The sequence below is a fragment of the Mangrovimonas sp. TPBH4 genome (assembly GCF_001280505.1).
GTDB lineage: Bacteria > Bacteroidota > Bacteroidia > Flavobacteriales > Flavobacteriaceae > Mangrovimonas_A.
Genome location: NZ_LBIO01000039.1, coordinates 113,811 through 131,281 on the forward strand (window position 1 = coordinate 113,811; position 17,471 = coordinate 131,281).

The following is a 17,471-nucleotide window of genomic DNA, read 5'->3' on the forward strand; positions in this document are numbered from 1 at the left end:
AATGAGCAAACGTATCATAAAAAAAGTGGCCGTTATCGGCTCTGGAATTATGGGAAGCGGCATTGCTTGCCACTTCGCCAATATTGGCGTTGAAGTCCTGCTTTTGGACATCGTGCCCAGAGAACTTAACGACACCGAAAAAGCCAAAGGTTTGACGCTAAACGATGCCATCGTGCGTAACCGTTTGGTAAACGATGCCTTAAAGGCTGCCCTTAAATCGAAGCCATCCCCTATATATCACCAAAGTTTTGCAAACCGCATCCAAACTGGAAATCTTGAGGATGACATTGCCAAAGTGGCCAATGTCGATTGGATTATTGAAGTGGTTGTGGAACGTTTGGACATTAAAAAATCGGTTTTTGAAAACCTTGAAAAGTACAGAACACCTGGAACTTTAATCACGTCCAATACCTCTGGGATTCCTATCCATTTTATGAGTGACGGCCGAAGTGAAGACTTCCAAAAACACTTTTGCGGAACGCACTTCTTCAATCCAGCGCGCTACCTAAAATTGTTCGAAATCATTCCTGGACCAAAAACTTCGCCTGAAGTCTTGGAATTCCTAAATGGTTATGGCGAACAATACCTAGGAAAAACTTCGGTGGTTGCTAAAGATACGCCGGCTTTTATAGGTAACCGAATCGGGATTTTTGGAATCATGAGTTTGTTCCACCAAGTTAAGGAACTTGGTTTAACGATTGAAGAAGTTGATAAACTTACCGGACCTGTTATTGGAAGACCTAAATCGGCCACCTTCCGTACGGTAGATGTGGTTGGCTTGGATACCTTAGTACATGTAGCCAATGGTCTTCACGAGAATTGCCCAAATGACGAAGCCCATGAGCTATTCAAACTTCCAGGCTTTATCAACACCATGATGGAAAACAAATGGTTGGGAAGCAAAACAGGCCAAGGGTTCTACAAAAAAGTAAAAGCCGATGATGGCTCAAGTGAAATCCTTTCCTTGGACTTGGATACCTTGGAATACCGTTCTAAAAAATCGGCAAAATTTGCCACTTTGGAACTTACCAAAACGATTGATAAAGTTATCGACCGCTTCCCTATTCTGGTATCTGGTAAAGATAAGGCTGGAGAATTCTACAGAAAGAACTTTGCGGCCATGTTTGCCTACGTATCCCATAGAATCCCCGAAATCACCAATGAACTCTATAAAATAGATGACGCCATGAAAGCCGGCTTTGGTTGGGAACATGGTCCGTTTCAAATTTGGGATGCCATAGGCCTTGCCAAGGGTATTGAATTGATGCAACAAGAAGGTTTGGAGCCTGCACCTTGGGTAAGCGACATGCTTTCCTCAGGAAGTACTTCTTTCTACACGGTGAAAGATGGCGCCACCTATTGTTACGATATCCCTTCCAAAACGCAACTTAAAGTTCCGGGACAGGATGCCTTTATCATTTTGGATAACATCCGAAAATCCAATGAAGTCTTTAAAAATTCAGGCGTGGTGATTGAAGATTTGGGTGACGGGATCTTGAACTGTGAATTCCAAAGTAAAATGAACACCATTGGTGGGGATGTTTTAGCAGGACTCAACAAAGCCATTGATCTAGCTGAAAAAGATTTTGATGGTTTGGTAATTGGTAACCAAGGAGCCAATTTCTCTGTAGGTGCCAACATCGGTATGATTTTTATGATGGCAGTAGAACAGGAATACGACGAATTAAACATGGCCATCAAGTATTTTCAGGATACCATGATGCGTATGCGCTATTCTTCCATTCCAACCATTTCATCCCCTCACGGTATGACTTTAGGTGGTGGTTGTGAGCTTTCACTTCATGCCGATAAAGTGGTAGCTGCTGCCGAGACGTATATGGGACTTGTAGAATTCGGTGTAGGTGTCATCCCTGGTGGTGGTGGTTCCAAGGAAATGACTTTAAGAGCTTCGGATACCTTCAGAAAAAATGATGTGGAATTGAATGTGCTACAAGAATATTTCATGGCTATTGGTATGGCCAAGGTGTCTACTTCTGCCTATGAAGCCTTTGATTTTGGCGTGCTACAAAAAGGTAAAGATGTGGTCGTGGTCAATAAAGACCGACAAATTGCCACCGCTAAAGCCTACGCCCGACTTATGGCAGATCAAGGTTATACGCAACCTATCAAACGCAATGATGTGAAGGTGCTAGGAAAACAAGCTTTGGGAATGTTCTTGGTAGGAATTGACTCTATGCAGGCGGGTCATTATATTTCGGAACACGACAAAAAGATTGCCACCAAACTAGCCTATGTGATGGCAGGAGGCGATTTATCAGAAGCGTCATTGGTTAGCGAACAATATTTATTGGATCTAGAACGTGAAGCCTTCCTAAGTCTTTGTACCGAACGTAAAACGTTAGAACGCATTCAACATATGCTAAAAACAGGAAAACCATTGCGCAATTAATTGCTCAGTATTGAGATATTAGAATTAAGTAGTTAGACATGCATAACATTCAAGAATTAAAAATTTGGCAGAAAGCAATGGAATTGTCCAAGGCCACTTACATGCTTTGCTTGGATATGCCAACTGACGAAAAATTTGGATTGACATCTCAAATAAAGCGAAGTGCAATTTCTATTCCTTCAAATATTGCTGAAGGTGCTGGAAGAAATTCCAACAATGAATTTAAACACTTCTTAAGTATTGCGAACGGTTCAGCATATGAATTGCAGACACAATTACTTTTAATATCAGAATTAAATTTACTCAACAAGAATAACGTACAACCCCTTATTGAGTTATGTATTGAAATTCAAAAAATGAATTATTCGTTTCAGCAAAAGCTCTGAATCTAAATACTAAAATCTCAATACTCAATACTAAAAATATGAAAACCGCATATATAGTAAAAGGATATAGAACCGCTGTAGGGAAAGCCCCTAAAGGAGTGTTCCGTTTTAAAAGGCCGGACGAATTGGCTGCGGAAACCATACAGTACATGATGGACCAACTCCCTGAATTTGACAAAACCCGTATTGACGATGTCATTGTTGGAAACGCCATGCCTGAGGCCGAGCAAGGTCTTAATATGGGCCGCTTGATTTCCCTCATGGGATTGAAAATTGAAGACGTACCGGGTGTTACCGTTAACCGCTATTGTGCCTCTGGTATAGAAACCATTGGTATTGCCACCGCTAAAATCCAGGCAGGTATGGCCGACTGTATTATAGCCGGTGGAGCCGAAAGTATGAGTTACATCCCTATGGGAGGTTACAAACCGGTGCCTGATTATGCTGCCGCCAAAGCTGGACATGAAGATTATTATTGGGGTATGGGATTAACTGCTGAAGCCGTTGCAAAGCAATTTAAAGTCTCCAGAACAGATCAGGACGAATTTGCTTTTAATTCCCACATGAAAGCCTTAAAAGCGCAGGCAGAAGACCGCTTTCAGGATCAAATTGTTCCCATTAATGTAGAACAGGTTTATATCGACGAAAATGGGAAAAAAGCCTCAAAAACCTATACTGTTACCAAAGATGAAGGACCAAGAAAAGATACCAATCTTGGTGCTTTATCTAGATTAAGACCTGTATTTGCTGCCGATGGTAGCGTAACAGCAGGGAACTCTTCACAAATGAGCGATGGTGCTGCTTTTGTAATGGTAATGAGTGAAGATTTGGTAAAGGAACTCAACTTGGAGCCTATTGCACGTTTGGTAAATTACGCCGCTGCCGGTGTTGAACCACGCATTATGGGAATTGGCCCCGTAAAAGCCATTCCAAAAGCATTGAAACAAGCTGGTCTGAAACAAGAAGACCTCAGCCTTATAGAGCTTAACGAAGCATTCGCATCCCAATCCATAGCCGTAATCCGCGAATTGGAATTGAACCCAAGCATCGTCAATGTCAATGGTGGAGCCATTGCACTAGGACACCCACTGGGATGCACAGGAGCCAAACTTTCGGTGCAATTGTTTGACGAAATGCGCAAACGTGATATGAAAGGCAAATATGGCGCTGTAACCATGTGTGTGGGAACAGGGCAAGGTGCCTGTGGAATTTTTGAATTTTTAAATTAGAATTGAGATATGAGATGTGAGTAGTGAGAAGCTTAGCCTCAATACTCAATACTAACTACTAAAATCTTTAAACATATGGAAACTACAGAAAAAGATATTTTAAGAGGCGGACAGTTTTTGGTTAAGGAAACCAACTGTGACGACGTGTTTACTCCTGAAGATTTTTCAGAGGAACAACTAATGATGAAGGAAGCGGTTATGGAATTCAACGACCGTGAAATCATCCCGAACAAACCTCGTTTTGAGGCCAAGGATTACGCCTTAACCGAAGAGGTAATGAAAAAAGCTGGAGAACTTGGCTTTTTAGGGGTGGCCGTTCCTGAGGAATATGGCGGACTTGGTATGGGCTTTGTCTCTACCATGCTAACCTGCGATTATATTTCCAGTGGAACCGGATCTTTCAGTACAGCATTTGGAGCTCATACTGGGATAGGTACCATGCCTATCACGCTTTATGGAACCGAAGAACAAAAACAAAAATATGTTCCTAGGTTGGCTACAGGGGAATGGTTTGGCGCCTATGCGCTTACAGAACCTGGGGCTGGTAGTGATGCTAATTCTGGAAAAACGACGGCCCAACTTTCAGAAGACGGGAAAAGCTATAAGATCAACGGACAAAAAATGTGGATCTCAAATGCCGGTTTCTGTAATATGTTCATTGTATTTGCACGTATAGAGGATGACAAATACATCACTGGATTTATTGTTGAAAACGACCCTAATAATGGAATCTCCCTTGGGGAAGAAGAGCACAAATTGGGCATCCACGCTTCTTCTACACGTCAAGTATTTTTTAGTGATACGGTAGTGCCTGTAGAAAATATGCTTGCTGGACGTGGGGAAGGTTTTAAAATCGCTATGAATGCCCTAAACATAGGTCGTATTAAATTGGCTGCCGCTTGTTTGGATTCACAGCGACGCATTACTACCACTGCAGTACAATATGCCACCGAGCGTAAGCAGTTCAAAACACCTATTGCTAATTTTGGCGCTATTAAATTGAAAATAGCAGAAATGGCCACCAATGCCTATGTAGGGGAATCGGCCTGTTACCGAGCTGCTAAAAATATTGAGGATCGTATAGCCTTAAGAATGGAAGCCGGGAATTCCCACCAAGAAGCCGAGCTTAAAGGTGTCGAGGAATATGCCATAGAATGTTCTATTTTGAAGGTTTCCGTATCGGAAGATGTACAAAATTGTGCCGATGAAGGAATCCAAATTTTTGGAGGTATGGGATTCTCTAAAGACACCCCAATGGAAGCTGCTTGGAGAGATGCCCGTATTGCCCGTATTTATGAAGGAACCAACGAAATCAACCGAATGCTATCGGTAGGTATGCTGATCAAAAAAGCCATGAAAGGCCACGTGGACTTATTAGGACCTGCCATGAAGGTTCAAGAGGAACTTATGGGTATTCCTTCGTTTGACACCCCAGATTATTCAAAATTGCTTTCAGAAGAAAAGGCTATGATTGCCAAACTGAAAAAGGTGTTCTTGATGGTTGCTGGAGCTGCGGTTCAAAAATTTGGGCCAGACTTGGAAGCCCATCAACAATTGCTGTTGGCGGCATCTGATATTTTAATTGAAATCTATATGGCGGAATCGGCTATTTTAAGAGCTGAGAAAAATGCCAAACGCTTTGGTGAAGAAGCCCAAGCTTCACAAATTGCCATGGCCAAACTGTATTTGTACCACGCCGTAACTACGATAGAGCAAAATGGACGTGAAGGCATTATCTCCTTTGCCCAAGGAGATGAGCAACGCATGATGTTAATGGGACTGAAACGTTTCACCAAATACACAAACTACCCAGACATTGTTGCCTTACGCAATAGTATTGCCGAAAAGGTAACTGCCGAAAATAAATACTGCTTCTAAATATGTTCTGACTAATTCAAAATTTTAAGTTTACAGAAGCAGAAAAGCCAATTCATTAATTTGAATTGGCTTTTTTAATTTACCTATCTTTAAAATTCCAATATCATAAACTATGAAACCATTTTTAATTGTATTTATAGCTTGTTTCAGTCTAAACATTATAGCCCAACCCAACACAGATGTATTTCTATTTGATCTTAACCATTCCTCGGGTAAATTGGAATTATCCAATATCCAAAATATTTCCAATAAAGAAGGTTATGACAACCAACCGTCATTTTTAGATAATAATATCCTTGTATTTTCTTCCACTAGAAATGGGCAGACCGATATAGCCCAATACAATTTGAAAACAGGTGAGACAACTTGGCTTTGTAACACCGAAGGCAGTGAATACTCCCCCATTAAAATCCCTGGTCAAAAGGCCTTTTCTGCAATAAATTTGGGATTGGATAACAGCCAAAAACTGTATAGTTACAATTTGAATGATGACTCCTCGGAAATTCTTATAGATAATTTACTGATTGGCTATCATGCATGGAAAGACAAAAACACCTTGTTTTTGGCCGTTTTGGAACCAGACATGCTTTCGTTGGTGGAATACAACCTAAAACATCACAAAGCAGATACCATCCAAAGGAATATTGGACGTTCCCTACTCAACATTCCCAACTCCAATTTAATAAGTTATGTTTCCAAAGAAAAGCCGCAATGGGAAATCCGTTCGTTTAATCCAAAAACAAACAAATCCTCTCTTATTGCCCAAACTCTTCCCAACAGTGAAGATCTTGTTTGGTTAGAAGATGGTAGTATCCTAATGGCCAAAAACGAGGACATCTATCATCTAAATCCTAAACAAGGAAAAGAATGGGTTCAAATTGCAAGTTTAAAAGAGTTAAACCTTCACAACATTACCAGAATGGCGGTTAGTCCAGACGGTACAAAACTAGCGCTTGTTGCAGAAAATGCAGCCTCACTTTTAGAACCCAAACTAGATAATATTGCGTGGATATCCGGTAATTGGAAAGGTGAAGCCTTTGGAGGACAAACGGAAGAAAACTGGAGCGAACCTTCGGGAGGCTCCATGATGGCCACTTTCAAGCTTATCAACGATGGTAAAGTCTCTTTTTATGAAATTGAAATCATCCGCGAAGTCAATAATACCCTGATTCTTCAACTAAAACATTTTAATAGTGATTTGACCGGCTGGGAAGACAAAGACGAAACAGTAGATTTTCCATTAAAAGAAATCACCCCTACAAAAGTTATTTTTGAAGGGATGACCTTTGAAAAAATTAGCGACACTGAAATGAATGTCTATGTTGATATCCACAACAAATCTGGTGAAGTGGAAATTGTGAAATTCTACTATAAAAAATCCAACTAAGGCTTAACGCATCTTATCCAATACGCGCTCATCATCGGTGACATTTGACAAGTTGATGGCGGTTTCTATCAAGGCCAAATGCGAATAGGCCTGAGGGAAATTACCCAACAAACGTTTGGTTTTAAAATCGATATCCTCACTAAACAAACCTAAGTGATTGCTATAGGAAAGTAATCTATCAAACCATTGCTTTGCCTTTTGAACCTCTCCTATTTTGTACAAACTGTTGATGAACCAAAAGGTACAAATGGTAAAGGATGACGACGGCAAACCAAAATCATCCCTGTTTTTATAGCGATACAACAGTCCGTCATTACTTAAATCGCGCTCTATAGCATTCACGGTACTGATGTATTTAGGATCTCGAGCATCAATAAAACCATAGGGCTCCATCAACAACACGGAAGCATCCAGATCGTAAGAACCATAAGATTGTGTAAAAGCCTTGGCTTCTTCACTCCAAGCCTTATCCATGATGTCCTGCTTGATCTCTGCCGCTATTTGTTTCCATTTGGTGACTTTCCCCTGCTTATTCAATATTTCGGCCACCTTGATGGCCTTGTCTACGGCCACCCAACACAGCACTTTGGAAAAGGTAAAATGCCTGTCCTCAGTTCTAAATTCCCAAATACCTTTATCGGCTTCTTTCCAGTGTTTATTAACCACCCAAACAATGCCTTTGGTAATGGTCCAAATCTCTTCGGTATGCTCGATATCCAAGGAAAAGTTAATAAACTGCTGATGAATCACATCCATCAAAATACCGTAAATGTCATTCTGCTTTTGCTTGTACGCAGCATTACCCACCCTTACAGGACTGGAATTTTGGTAACCACTCAAATGGTCCAAAGTGGTTTCGCTTAGGCGCTTTTCTTTATTGATCCCATACATAATCTGGAGTTTCTCATCCTTATCCGGAATCAAATCCATGATAAACTTAAGATAGCGTTTAGCAATGTTTTTATGTCCCAACTGAGAGACCACTTTAATCACCATGGAGGCATCCCTAATCCAACAAAAACGATAGTCCCAATTGCGCACCTCTCCAATCGTTTCTGGTAAGGAAGTAGTTGCCGCAGCCAATACCGCTCCTGTTTTGTCATAAGTAAGTAATTTTAAAGTCAAGGCACTTCTGGCAATCTGTTTTTGGTAGCGCTTATATTTTGGAGTACGGTCCATCCAGTTCAACCAATATACCTTGGTGCGTTGGTGTTCTAGATACACGCTCTCTACGGTAGTTTCAAAAACCTTTTCATTGTAGCCCACCAAAAAATAACCGTCTTTGGTCAACTCAATGGGATCTCCATTGACGATTTTTTCTTTGTCGAAATTGGAATATAAGAACAAAGTATCAAAGCTATCCCCATGGGTCAAGCTTACTATAAAATGTTCCTTTACGAATATTTCTGTAACTCCTTTGGCATATTCCAACTTTGGATTATAATGTACCCTAAAAGTTGGTTTCCCGGAAACATAATGAAAATAACGAATGAGTTCTGGGGGCGCTTGATAGCCACCATTAGCCTTGTAATAACGTGGCATAAAATCATGCACTTCAAATACATCTTTGCCCTTGCTAAACCGGGTCACCAAAATGGTGGTGTTCTCAATATATTCTTGTGTAATACTATAATCTTCATCCACCAAAATCTCAAAACTCCCCCCTATATTTTCGTCCAATAATTTTGCAAATACCGAAGAGGAATCAAATTCTGGAAGGCAACACCACTCTATAGCCCCTGTTTTTGAGATCAATGCAGCACTTCTGCAATTACCAATGATACCGTAGTCTAAATTATTCATTAATTCTTTTTTCTTTTTTGATATGGAAAACGTTCAATTTTTCATTAAATTAACAAAATTCACAGTATAAACAATTTTATAAAACAAATTTCATGAGTAAAACCATCATCGTATCCAATAGACTACCATTGCAGGTTAAAATAGAACAGAATTCCTTGAATATCGTCCCTAGCGTTGGGGGCCTTGCCACTGGAATGAAATCGGTTCACGCAGATGGCAACGGAATCTGGATAGGATGGTCTGGATTGACAGAAGAGGAGTTGGACGAAGACCTATCCAAAGAGGTGGACAGTGCCATCAAAAAGGAAAAGTGTGTGGCCGTTCCCCTGACCGAACAAGATGTGGAAAATTTCTATTATGGATTTAGCAACAAAACCCTTTGGCCCCTTTTTCACTACTTCATGGAATACACCGAATTTGAAAAAGACCAATGGGACTCTTACATAGAGGTGAACCAAAAATTTGCCGATGTCGTTGTGGAAAACCTTGAAGACGGCGATACAGTTTGGGTGCACGATTACCAACTACTACTGTTGCCAGAACTCATTAGGGATAAAAAGCCCAACACGACCATAGGGTTCTTTTTGCATATCCCCTATCCTTCATATGAAATATTCAGAACCTTTCCATGGCGTGAGGAACTTTTAACAGGTATGTTAGGTGCCGACCTTTTAGGTTTCCATACCTACGATTACGAACGCCATTTTTTAAGTTCGGTAAAACGCATATTACGTTTGGATGTTAAGTTTAATAAAATTACATATGGCGATCGCACTGTAAAAGTAGACTCCTTCCCTATGGGAATTGACTATGCCAAATTTCATGAGGCAGCCCTTAGGCACAACCAAATGGGGCCAAACGAAAAATCGGAATTGCAACGCCGCTTGGATGACCACATAGAATCTACCAGCAATGCAAAAATGATTCTTTCCATAGACCGTTTGGATTACACCAAGGGCATCCCAAATAGATTACGTGCTTTTGAATATTTTCTTAACAAATACCCTGAATTTAAAGAAAAAGTAAGATTGATCATGTTGGCGGTTCCATCCCGATCCAACGTCCCACAATACCAACGCCTAAAACGGGAAACCGATGAGCTAGTAGGCCGCATCAATGGTGAATTTTCTACTGTAAGCTGGACCCCAATTTGGTACTTTTACAGAGCTATGCCCTTTGAAAATTTAATTGATCTCTACACCTCCTCGGATGTAGCCATCATTACTCCATTAAGGGATGGTATGAATTTGGTCGCTAAGGAATATGTTGCTACTAGAGTCAATAATGATGGGGTATTAATTTTAAGCGAAATGGCAGGAGCTTCCAAAGAAATGAACGAAGCACTGCTCATCAATCCAAATAACTTCGAGGACATTGCCAACACCCTAAAACAGGCTTTGGAAATGCCTTTGGAAGAACAACAAAAACGCATTAAAATTCTTCAAAAACGATTGAAGCGTTACACCGTTGAAAAATGGGCTGATGAGTTTATGAAATCCCTTAACGCTACCAAAGAAACTGAGTCGGTGGCCGTGGCCAAACGTCTGGACGATGCCGTTCAAAAAGACATGTTTACGGAGTATAAAAAAGCTAAAAAGAAACTTTTGTTCTTGGATTATGATGGCACCCTGGTAGGTTTTAAAGACAACCCTAAAGATGCCAGTCCAGATGAAGAACTGTATACTCTTTTAGATAAACTTAGCACACAAGAAAATACCGATGTAGTCATCATAAGTGGTAGGGATCAGGATACTTTCAACGGATGGTTTGGCAGCAAAAATTACAACCTGATTACAGATCATGGGGTTTGGTTAAAACGCCCCGATAGGAATTGGGAAGCCTTAGAGCACCTCAAAAATGATTGGATGGAAAATGTAAGGCCTATTTTAGAAACCTTTGTAGACCGAACCCCTGGTACTTTTATAGAAACCAAACAATACTCCTTAGCTTGGCATTACCGAAAAGCCGATCCCGAATTGGCACAAATTAGAACCATTGAATTGAATACCGTGCTCACAGGATTGATCTCCAACGACAACCTTAGTGTGCTTTCAGGAAATAAAGTAATAGAAATAAAAAGCAGTAACGTGAATAAGGGACGTGCCTGCTTAAGACTTCTACCAGAGGATACCTATGATTTTATTTTCGCCATTGGTGATGATTGGACCGATGAATATATGTTTGAAGAACTACCAAAATCGGCTTATACCGTTAAAGTAGCGTCCAAAAACACCAAGGCCAAATACTATATCAAGGACACTTCAGAGGTTCGGCAATTGCTTGAAAACTTTGTCAATAGTTAAAGCCTTTAGGCATGTCCAACATACCGGAATTATATTTTAAGTCCCATATTGAATGGCGGGAATGGCTAATGACCAACCATAGTGAATACACGGGTGTTTACCTCATTTTTTATAAAGTTTCCCATGATAACGAAAGTATGCGTTGGGAAGAAGCCGTTAAAGTGGCACTTTGTTTTGGGTGGATTGATTCCACAGTAAAAAGTCTTGGAGATGGCAAGCGGCGGCAATATTTCACTCCTAGAAACCCCAAAAGTGTCTGGAGTGCTTTGAACAAACGCTATATTCAAGAACTTTTGGACGCCAACATGATGCATGATAGTGGCCTGAAAACCATAGAAATTGCCAAGGATAATGGCAGTTGGACTGCATTGGATGATGTGGAAAATGGCATCATTCCAGATGATCTGCAGCGAGCCTTCGACCAAAATCCCAAAGCTTTTGAAAATTACCAAAACTTTGCGCCTTCCTATAGAAAGAGTTATTTATATTGGCTAAATCAAGCCAAGCGGGAAGCTACCAGAACCAAACGCATTTTAGAAATTGTACAACTTTGTAATGACAATATCAAAAGTCGTGGAGGCTATTAAATGCTTCCAAAAAAACTGCCATAGGGATCCTTAAACTGTATACCCTCGGTAAAACGAAATTTGCTCAACTGTTTAAATTCCACCAAGGCCCATAACACAAATTCCTTTACAAAGTACTTTTCGGAGGGTTCCAAATCTGGGACATATTGATCCAATAGGCTTTCCAAAGGCCCTATACTATCCAACAGCTCCTTATAATCCCTATCTGGCACATCATCCAGTAATTCAAACCCTTCTTTTTGATTAAAAAACCAGGATACAATATCATCGTATGGGGTGACATCTGTTTCCTTTTTCAATTTTTCAATCTTTGGAAATATCTCAACAAACAAAGATTTCACGGCATCACCTATTAAATTGTAGGCCACTACCGAAGCTCCTTCCTGCTCCCCTTCATACACCAATTCCACCTTTCCCGTAATGGATGGAATTATCCCCATAAAATCTCCCATACGAACTGTTGTAGTTGCATCCTCACATTGCAGGGCACGACGCTCGGCAGTACTCAACAAGTTCTCATATGCCGTGATTCCTAACCTTGCGCTCACTCCACTTTTGGCATCTATCAGCTCACTTTCCCTAGCAGCAAAGGCCACTTGTTCCAACAGGTCCTTGGCCAATTCGGGGACTGAAATTTTTTCAGCTTGTCTTGCATCCAATTTGGCTTCCTGTTGGGTAATTAGTTTTGCCGTTTCCAAATCTTGGGGATAATGAGTCAAAATCTGAGAACCGATGCGGTCTTTTAGTGGGGTAACGATACTGCCCCTATTGGTATAATCTTCTGGGTTGGCCGTAAAGACAAATTGAATATCCAAAGGCAAGCGCAATTTAAACCCGCGTATTTGAATATCCCCTTCCTGTAGGATATTGAAGAGCGCCACCTGGATTCTCGCCTGAAGATCGGGCAACTCATTGATTACAAAAATACAGCGATTGGCCCTAGGAATCATGCCGTAATGAATCACACGATCATCAGCATAACTCAATTTAAGATTGGCCGCTTTTATGGGGTCTACATCACCAATAATATCGGCAACCGTAACATCGGGAGTGGCCAATTTTTCGGCAAAGCGCTCACTGCGATGCAACCAAACAATAGGTGTCTCATCACCTTTGTCGGCAATAAGTTCTGTGGCATATCTAGACAAAGGCCGTTGTGGATCGTCATTAATTTCGGAACCTTCAACCACTGGAATGTATTCATCCAATAAATTTACCATCAAGCGCGCCAGCCTAGTTTTAGCCTGTCCTCTCAAACCCAACAAATTAATGTTATGTCTTGATAAAATAGCCCGTTCCAACTCAGGGATTACGGTATGTTCATACCCATGAACTCCTTCAAAAGTGTCCTCCTCCCTTTTCAGCTTTTCAATTAAATTATTCCTTAGCTCCTCTTTAATGGATTGGTAGTTGTATCCTGCCTTTTTTAGAGCTCCCAACGTGGTAATGGTTGATATATCCATAGGTGTATTGTCTCGTTTTGTTTTATCAAAAAGGGCCTGCTACCCTCTAATGCGTTTTTTTCTATTGGTTTCGTAATCCTCAAAAATCATTTCTCCCAAACCTTTTAGTCCTGTGTAAAAAGCCTTTCCTTGGTTGGCATAGGTAAACTCCCGTACAAATTGCATTAAATAGTTATCCTGGGCAATCATAAATGTGGTGATGGGAATATGCAGCCTCCTAGCCTGCTGCGCCATGGCATAGCATTTGTTCACGATAACCTCATCCAAGCCGTAACTGTTTTTGTAATATTCGCCATTGGGCAATATCAAACAGCTAGGTTTGCCATCGGTGATCATAAAGATTTGCTTGTTGGTATTACGCTTTCTTCTGAGTAAATCCATGGCCAATTGCAAGCCTGCCACGGTATTGGTATGGTAGGGGCCAACTTGTAAATAAGGTAAATCCTTGATTTCAATTTGCCAAGCGTCATTGCCGAAGGCCAAAATATCCAAGGTGTCCTTAGGGTACCTAGTGGTAATTAATTCCGCCAAGGCCATGGCTACTTTTTTGGCGGGGGTAATTCGATCTTCTCCATATAAAATCATACTATGACTGATATCAATCATCAAAACCGTACTCATTTGCGATTTATGCAAAGTCTCCTCAACCACCAAATCGTCCTCAGACAAACTGAAATTACCAAGGCCATGATTGATTTGTGCATTTTTTAAACTTTCGGTCATGGATACACGGTCCAAAGCATCTCCAAACTGATACTCCCTATAATCACCCGTATGCTCATCGCCAATTCCCGGACTTTTACTTCTATGGTTGCCCTGCCCACTACGTTTGATCTTTCCAAAAATTTGATCCAAGGCCGCCTTCCTTATGGCGCGCTCTGTTTTGGAAGTAATGCCCATACCACCTTCGCCGTCGGGACGAATTTCTTCACGGATATAGCCTTTCTTTTTGAGGTCTTCAATAAAATCGTCTATGGTGTAATCTTCCGTTGTGAGATTGTATTCCTTATCCAACTGTTTCAACCAGTCAATGGCTTCATCAAAATCACCTGAGGTATGGGTAATCAATTCCATAAAGATCTCCAATAGCTTCTCAAAAATAGATTGCTCTTGCGCCTCATAACTTGTAAAAACAAATCCCTTAAAAATGTATCTGTTTGTTTTCATAGCCCTATAAAATTACAACTTTTTGGCATGCCATCCGAATGTTGACAGAGAGCTTCTTATACACTAATAAAAAAACCTCAAGCATAGCATTAACCGAAAAAACACACATGTAAAGAACTAACAAACAACACATTACAGACAAACCCAGCATTTCCCAATTCAAAGCTGATAATTATCATATTATATTTTTCCTTATCTTTTAACCTTTGTTTAACAGATTAAACAAAAATTCATGGAGGGCCTAACCTGCTATCATTGTGGCGATTATTGCAATTCCAACACGATTACTTTGGACGAAAAAGTATTCTGTTGCAATGGGTGTAAGACCGTTTATGAGATTTTCTCGGATAATGGCTTGACCTGTTACTACGATTTCCAATCGGCTCCAGGGGCTACTCCAAAAATCCAGCAACACAAATACGATTTCCTTACGGAAGCATCCATTATTGATGAGCTTACCGATTTTAACGATGGAGATGTTCAGATTACCACTTTATATATTCCGCATATTCACTGCAGTTCCTGTATTTGGATTTTGGAAAACCTCAACAAGCTGAACAGGAGCATAAACAGTTCGCAGGTTAATTTTGGTAAAAAGACCGTAACCGTTACCTATAATAGCGACTCCTGTTCGCTGAAGGAGCTCGTCTTGCTGTTAAGTAGTATTGGTTACGAACCTTATATAAGTCTTGACGATTTTAAAAACAATAAAAAGCAGACAGACCGTTCCTTGATCTATAAATTGGGAATTGCCGGTTTTGCCTTTGGAAATGTGATGTTTCTATCATTTCCTGAGTATTTTGAGGTTGGAGAATATTGGTTGGAACAGTACAAAGTAGTCTTTAGATGGTTGATGTTTGCCTTCTCCCTTCCGGTGGTGTTCTATGCGGCTCAGGACTATTTTATTTCGGCCTATAAAGGATTACGATCCAAACTATTGAATATCGATGTGCCCATTGCCTTGGGAATTGCAGTGCTTTTTTTAAGAAGTACCATTGAAATCATCTTTGATTTGGGAAGTGGCTTTTTCGACAGTTTAACCGGACTGGTGTTCTTTTTACTAGTCGGAAAGTTTTTTCAACAAAAAACTTACTCCTTCCTTTCTTTTGAACGCGACTACAAATCTTATTTCCCTATTGCGGTAACCAAATTGGAAAATGGAAAGGAAAGTAACATTCAGGTTTACGACATTAAAAAAGGAGACCGCCTACTCATAAGAAATGAGGAGTTAATTCCCGTAGATGGCATTTTATTGAAAGGAGCTGCCGCCATTGACTATAGTTTTGTAACGGGAGAATCCAAAAAAGTAAAAAAGGTTTCGGGTGACAAACTTTTTGCTGGAGGGAAGCAGACCTCCGGTATCATTGAAATGGAAGCCGTAAAGCCGGTGGAACAAAGTTACCTTACCCAATTATGGAGCAACGAGGTGTTCCAACAAGAAAAAGAGCACCGCTTTACCACATTAACCAATACTATAAGTAAACATTTTACCATTGCCGTATTAAGCATTGCCCTTATTGCTACCGTGATTTGGTTAGTCGTCAACCCTAGCAAAGCCATGAATGTTTTTACGGCAGTACTCATCATTGCCTGCCCTTGCGCCATTGCTTTGGCCGCCCCTTTTACCTTAGGCAATATTTTACGAATTTTTGGCAAACATAAATTCTATCTCAAAAATGCTTCAGTGATTGAGCAGTTGGCTGATATCAACCTGATTATTTTTGACAAAACAGGCACCATCACTTCCGGCAAGCACACCCAAGCTGTGTATGATGGGATGCCATTGACCAATCAAGAGGAAGACCTTTTAAAGAGTACGGTTCGTAACTCCAACCACCCTTTAAGCCGTAATCTGTATGACCTTTTAAAGGAACACAACATTCTTCCGTTAGGCCATTTTGAAGAACATCCAGGACAGGGCATTCAAGGAAGTTTTAAAAGCGACCTTATTAAAATAGGTTCCGCCAATTTTGTTGGAAAAACTGAAAGTTCTCCCGTTTTGGAAACTAGCGTACACATTAGTACCAACAATGTGTACAAGGGCAAATACACCTTTTACAATAATTATCGAAAAGGGCTTACTCAACTTTTTAACCTTTTAAAAAAGGACAACGATTTAGTTATACTTTCTGGCGATAACGATGGCGAAAGCGACAATCTCAAAAAACTATTGCCTGCTAAAACAAAATTGATCTTCAACCAAAAACCAGACGATAAACTGGAATATATCAAACACCATCAAAGCGAAGGTGCCAATGTATTGATGGTTGGAGATGGTTTGAATGATGCCGGAGCCTTGGCACAAAGCAATGTAGGGATTGCCATTTCAGAAAATGTAAATGTGTTCTCACCTGCCTGCGATGCCATTTTGGACGCCTCAAAGTTCACCTCTTTGTACCAGTACATTCAAACCTCTAAAAAAGCTATTCAAATCATCAAGTGGAGCTTTATGCTATCCTTGGTATACAATCTTATAGGACTCTTTTTTGCGGTGACCGGGCAACTATCGCCCGTTATTGCAGCTATCCTAATGCCCCTGAGTTCTATTAGCATTGTGGTATTCACCACTATTGCTACCAATTTGTTGGGCAAAAAACTAAATTAAAAATTACAGGATTATGAAATTAAACAAATTAAACCCTAAATTTAAGTATCAATTCAACACGCTATGAGTGTTTTATACCTATTATTAAGTATCAGCATAGTGGTTGCTGTTGTGTTTTTCTTCGCCTTTATCATGGCCGTAAGAAAAGGGCAATACGACGATAGCTATACACCCTCCATACGCATGCTCTTTGAAGACGAGCTTGTAAAAGATGTACAAAAACCTTCAGTTAAACAAAAAAAGACCAATTAAA

Annotated in this window: 12 protein-coding genes; 9 read left to right on the forward strand and 3 right to left on the reverse strand. The window is 40.4% G+C overall.

Annotation, left to right across the window (positions count from 1 at the left end):
• The first annotated feature begins 1 nt into the window (after position 1).
• From ZA05_RS03740 to ZA05_RS18160, 5 genes are all read left to right on the forward strand, one after another.
• Positions 2 to 2,410, forward strand: a complete 2,409-nt coding sequence (locus ZA05_RS03740) for a 3-hydroxyacyl-CoA dehydrogenase/enoyl-CoA hydratase family protein (RefSeq protein WP_053990339.1) — start codon at positions 2 to 4, stop codon at positions 2,408 to 2,410.
• 38 nt (positions 2,411 to 2,448) lie between these two features.
• A complete protein-coding gene (locus tag ZA05_RS03745; protein ID WP_053990340.1) occupies positions 2,449 to 2,796 on the forward strand; it encodes a four helix bundle protein in 348 nt (115 codons plus the stop codon).
• A gap of 38 nt (positions 2,797 to 2,834) precedes the next feature.
• The gene (locus ZA05_RS03750) at positions 2,835 to 4,025 is read left to right on the forward strand and encodes an acetyl-CoA C-acyltransferase (RefSeq protein ID WP_053990341.1); all 1,191 of its coding nucleotides are present in this window, start codon (positions 2,835 to 2,837) and stop codon (positions 4,023 to 4,025) included.
• Positions 4,026 to 4,100: 75 nt separating this feature from the next.
• Positions 4,101 to 5,903, forward strand: a complete 1,803-nt coding sequence (locus ZA05_RS03755) for an acyl-CoA dehydrogenase family protein (protein WP_053990342.1) — start codon at positions 4,101 to 4,103, stop codon at positions 5,901 to 5,903.
• Positions 5,904 to 6,015: 112 nt separating this feature from the next.
• A complete protein-coding gene (locus ZA05_RS18160; RefSeq protein WP_053990343.1) occupies positions 6,016 to 7,290 on the forward strand; it encodes a DUF6265 family protein in 1,275 nt (424 codons plus the stop codon).
• Between the two features lie 3 nt (positions 7,291 to 7,293).
• Here the strand turns inward: ZA05_RS18160 and ZA05_RS03765 are convergent, their stop codons facing one another.
• On the reverse strand, positions 7,294 to 9,093 hold the full coding sequence (locus ZA05_RS03765) for a glycoside hydrolase family 15 protein (protein ID WP_053990344.1): 1,800 nt from the start codon (positions 9,091 to 9,093) through the stop codon (positions 7,294 to 7,296).
• A 92-nt stretch (positions 9,094 to 9,185) separates the two neighbouring features.
• On the opposite strand from ZA05_RS03765, the gene ZA05_RS03770 reads away from it, so the two are divergent.
• Positions 9,186 to 11,396 carry a bifunctional alpha,alpha-trehalose-phosphate synthase (UDP-forming)/trehalose-phosphatase gene (locus ZA05_RS03770; RefSeq protein WP_053990345.1) on the forward strand — a complete coding sequence of 737 codons (2,211 nt, stop codon included), beginning with the start codon at positions 9,186 to 9,188 and terminating at the stop codon, positions 11,394 to 11,396.
• Positions 11,397 to 11,407: 11 nt separating this feature from the next.
• Positions 11,408 to 11,983 carry a YdeI family protein gene (locus tag ZA05_RS03775; RefSeq protein ID WP_053990346.1) on the forward strand — a complete coding sequence of 192 codons (576 nt, stop codon included), beginning with the start codon at positions 11,408 to 11,410 and terminating at the stop codon, positions 11,981 to 11,983.
• Here the strand turns inward: ZA05_RS03775 and ZA05_RS03780 are convergent.
• Together ZA05_RS03780 and ZA05_RS03785 are read right to left on the reverse strand one after the other, a co-directional pair.
• Positions 11,980 to 13,446 carry a sigma 54-interacting transcriptional regulator gene (locus tag ZA05_RS03780; protein ID WP_053990347.1) on the reverse strand — a complete coding sequence of 489 codons (1,467 nt, stop codon included), beginning with the start codon at positions 13,444 to 13,446 and terminating at the stop codon, positions 11,980 to 11,982. The two genes, ZA05_RS03775 and ZA05_RS03780, sit on opposite strands and share 4 nt — an antisense overlap.
• Before the next feature lie 39 nt (positions 13,447 to 13,485).
• Complete coding sequence (locus ZA05_RS03785) at positions 13,486 to 14,613, reverse strand: VWA domain-containing protein (protein ID WP_053990348.1); 1,128 nt, start codon at positions 14,611 to 14,613, stop codon at positions 13,486 to 13,488.
• Between the two features lie 232 nt (positions 14,614 to 14,845).
• Between ZA05_RS03785 and ZA05_RS03790 the strand changes: the two genes are divergently transcribed.
• Complete coding sequence (locus tag ZA05_RS03790) at positions 14,846 to 17,218, forward strand: heavy metal translocating P-type ATPase metal-binding domain-containing protein (protein ID WP_053990349.1); 2,373 nt, start codon at positions 14,846 to 14,848, stop codon at positions 17,216 to 17,218.
• Between the two features lie 63 nt (positions 17,219 to 17,281).
• Positions 17,282 to 17,470: a cbb3-type cytochrome oxidase assembly protein CcoS gene (ccoS, locus tag ZA05_RS03795; protein ID WP_053990350.1), complete on the forward strand. Its 189-nt coding sequence runs from the start codon at positions 17,282 to 17,284 to the stop codon at positions 17,468 to 17,470.
• Position 17,471 lies beyond the last annotated feature (1 nt).

Excerpts from the sequence above, each read along its gene's own strand:
- ZA05_RS03740 (WP_053990339.1), top strand. The coding sequence starts at position 2 with ATGAGCAAACGTATCATAAAAAAAGTGGCCGTTATCGGCTCTGGAATT.
- ZA05_RS03790 (WP_053990349.1), top strand. The coding sequence starts at position 14,846 with ATGGAGGGCCTAACCTGCTATCATTGTGGCGATTATTGCAATTCCAAC.
- ZA05_RS18160 (WP_053990343.1), top strand. The coding sequence starts at position 6,016 with ATGAAACCATTTTTAATTGTATTTATAGCTTGTTTCAGTCTAAACATT.
- ZA05_RS03770 (WP_053990345.1), top strand. The coding sequence starts at position 9,186 with ATGAGTAAAACCATCATCGTATCCAATAGACTACCATTGCAGGTTAAA.
- ccoS (WP_053990350.1), top strand. The coding sequence starts at position 17,282 with ATGAGTGTTTTATACCTATTATTAAGTATCAGCATAGTGGTTGCTGTT.
- ZA05_RS03765 (WP_053990344.1), bottom strand. The coding sequence starts at position 9,093 with ATGAATAATTTAGACTACGGTATCATTGGTAATTGCAGAAGTGCTGCA.
- ZA05_RS03780 (WP_053990347.1), bottom strand. The coding sequence starts at position 13,446 with ATGGATATATCAACCATTACCACGTTGGGAGCTCTAAAAAAGGCAGGA.
- ZA05_RS03775 (WP_053990346.1), top strand. The coding sequence starts at position 11,408 with ATGTCCAACATACCGGAATTATATTTTAAGTCCCATATTGAATGGCGG.
- ZA05_RS03755 (WP_053990342.1), top strand. The coding sequence starts at position 4,101 with ATGGAAACTACAGAAAAAGATATTTTAAGAGGCGGACAGTTTTTGGTT.
- ZA05_RS03785 (WP_053990348.1), bottom strand. The coding sequence starts at position 14,613 with ATGAAAACAAACAGATACATTTTTAAGGGATTTGTTTTTACAAGTTAT.
- ZA05_RS03745 (WP_053990340.1), top strand. The coding sequence starts at position 2,449 with ATGCATAACATTCAAGAATTAAAAATTTGGCAGAAAGCAATGGAATTG.
- ZA05_RS03750 (WP_053990341.1), top strand. The coding sequence starts at position 2,835 with ATGAAAACCGCATATATAGTAAAAGGATATAGAACCGCTGTAGGGAAA.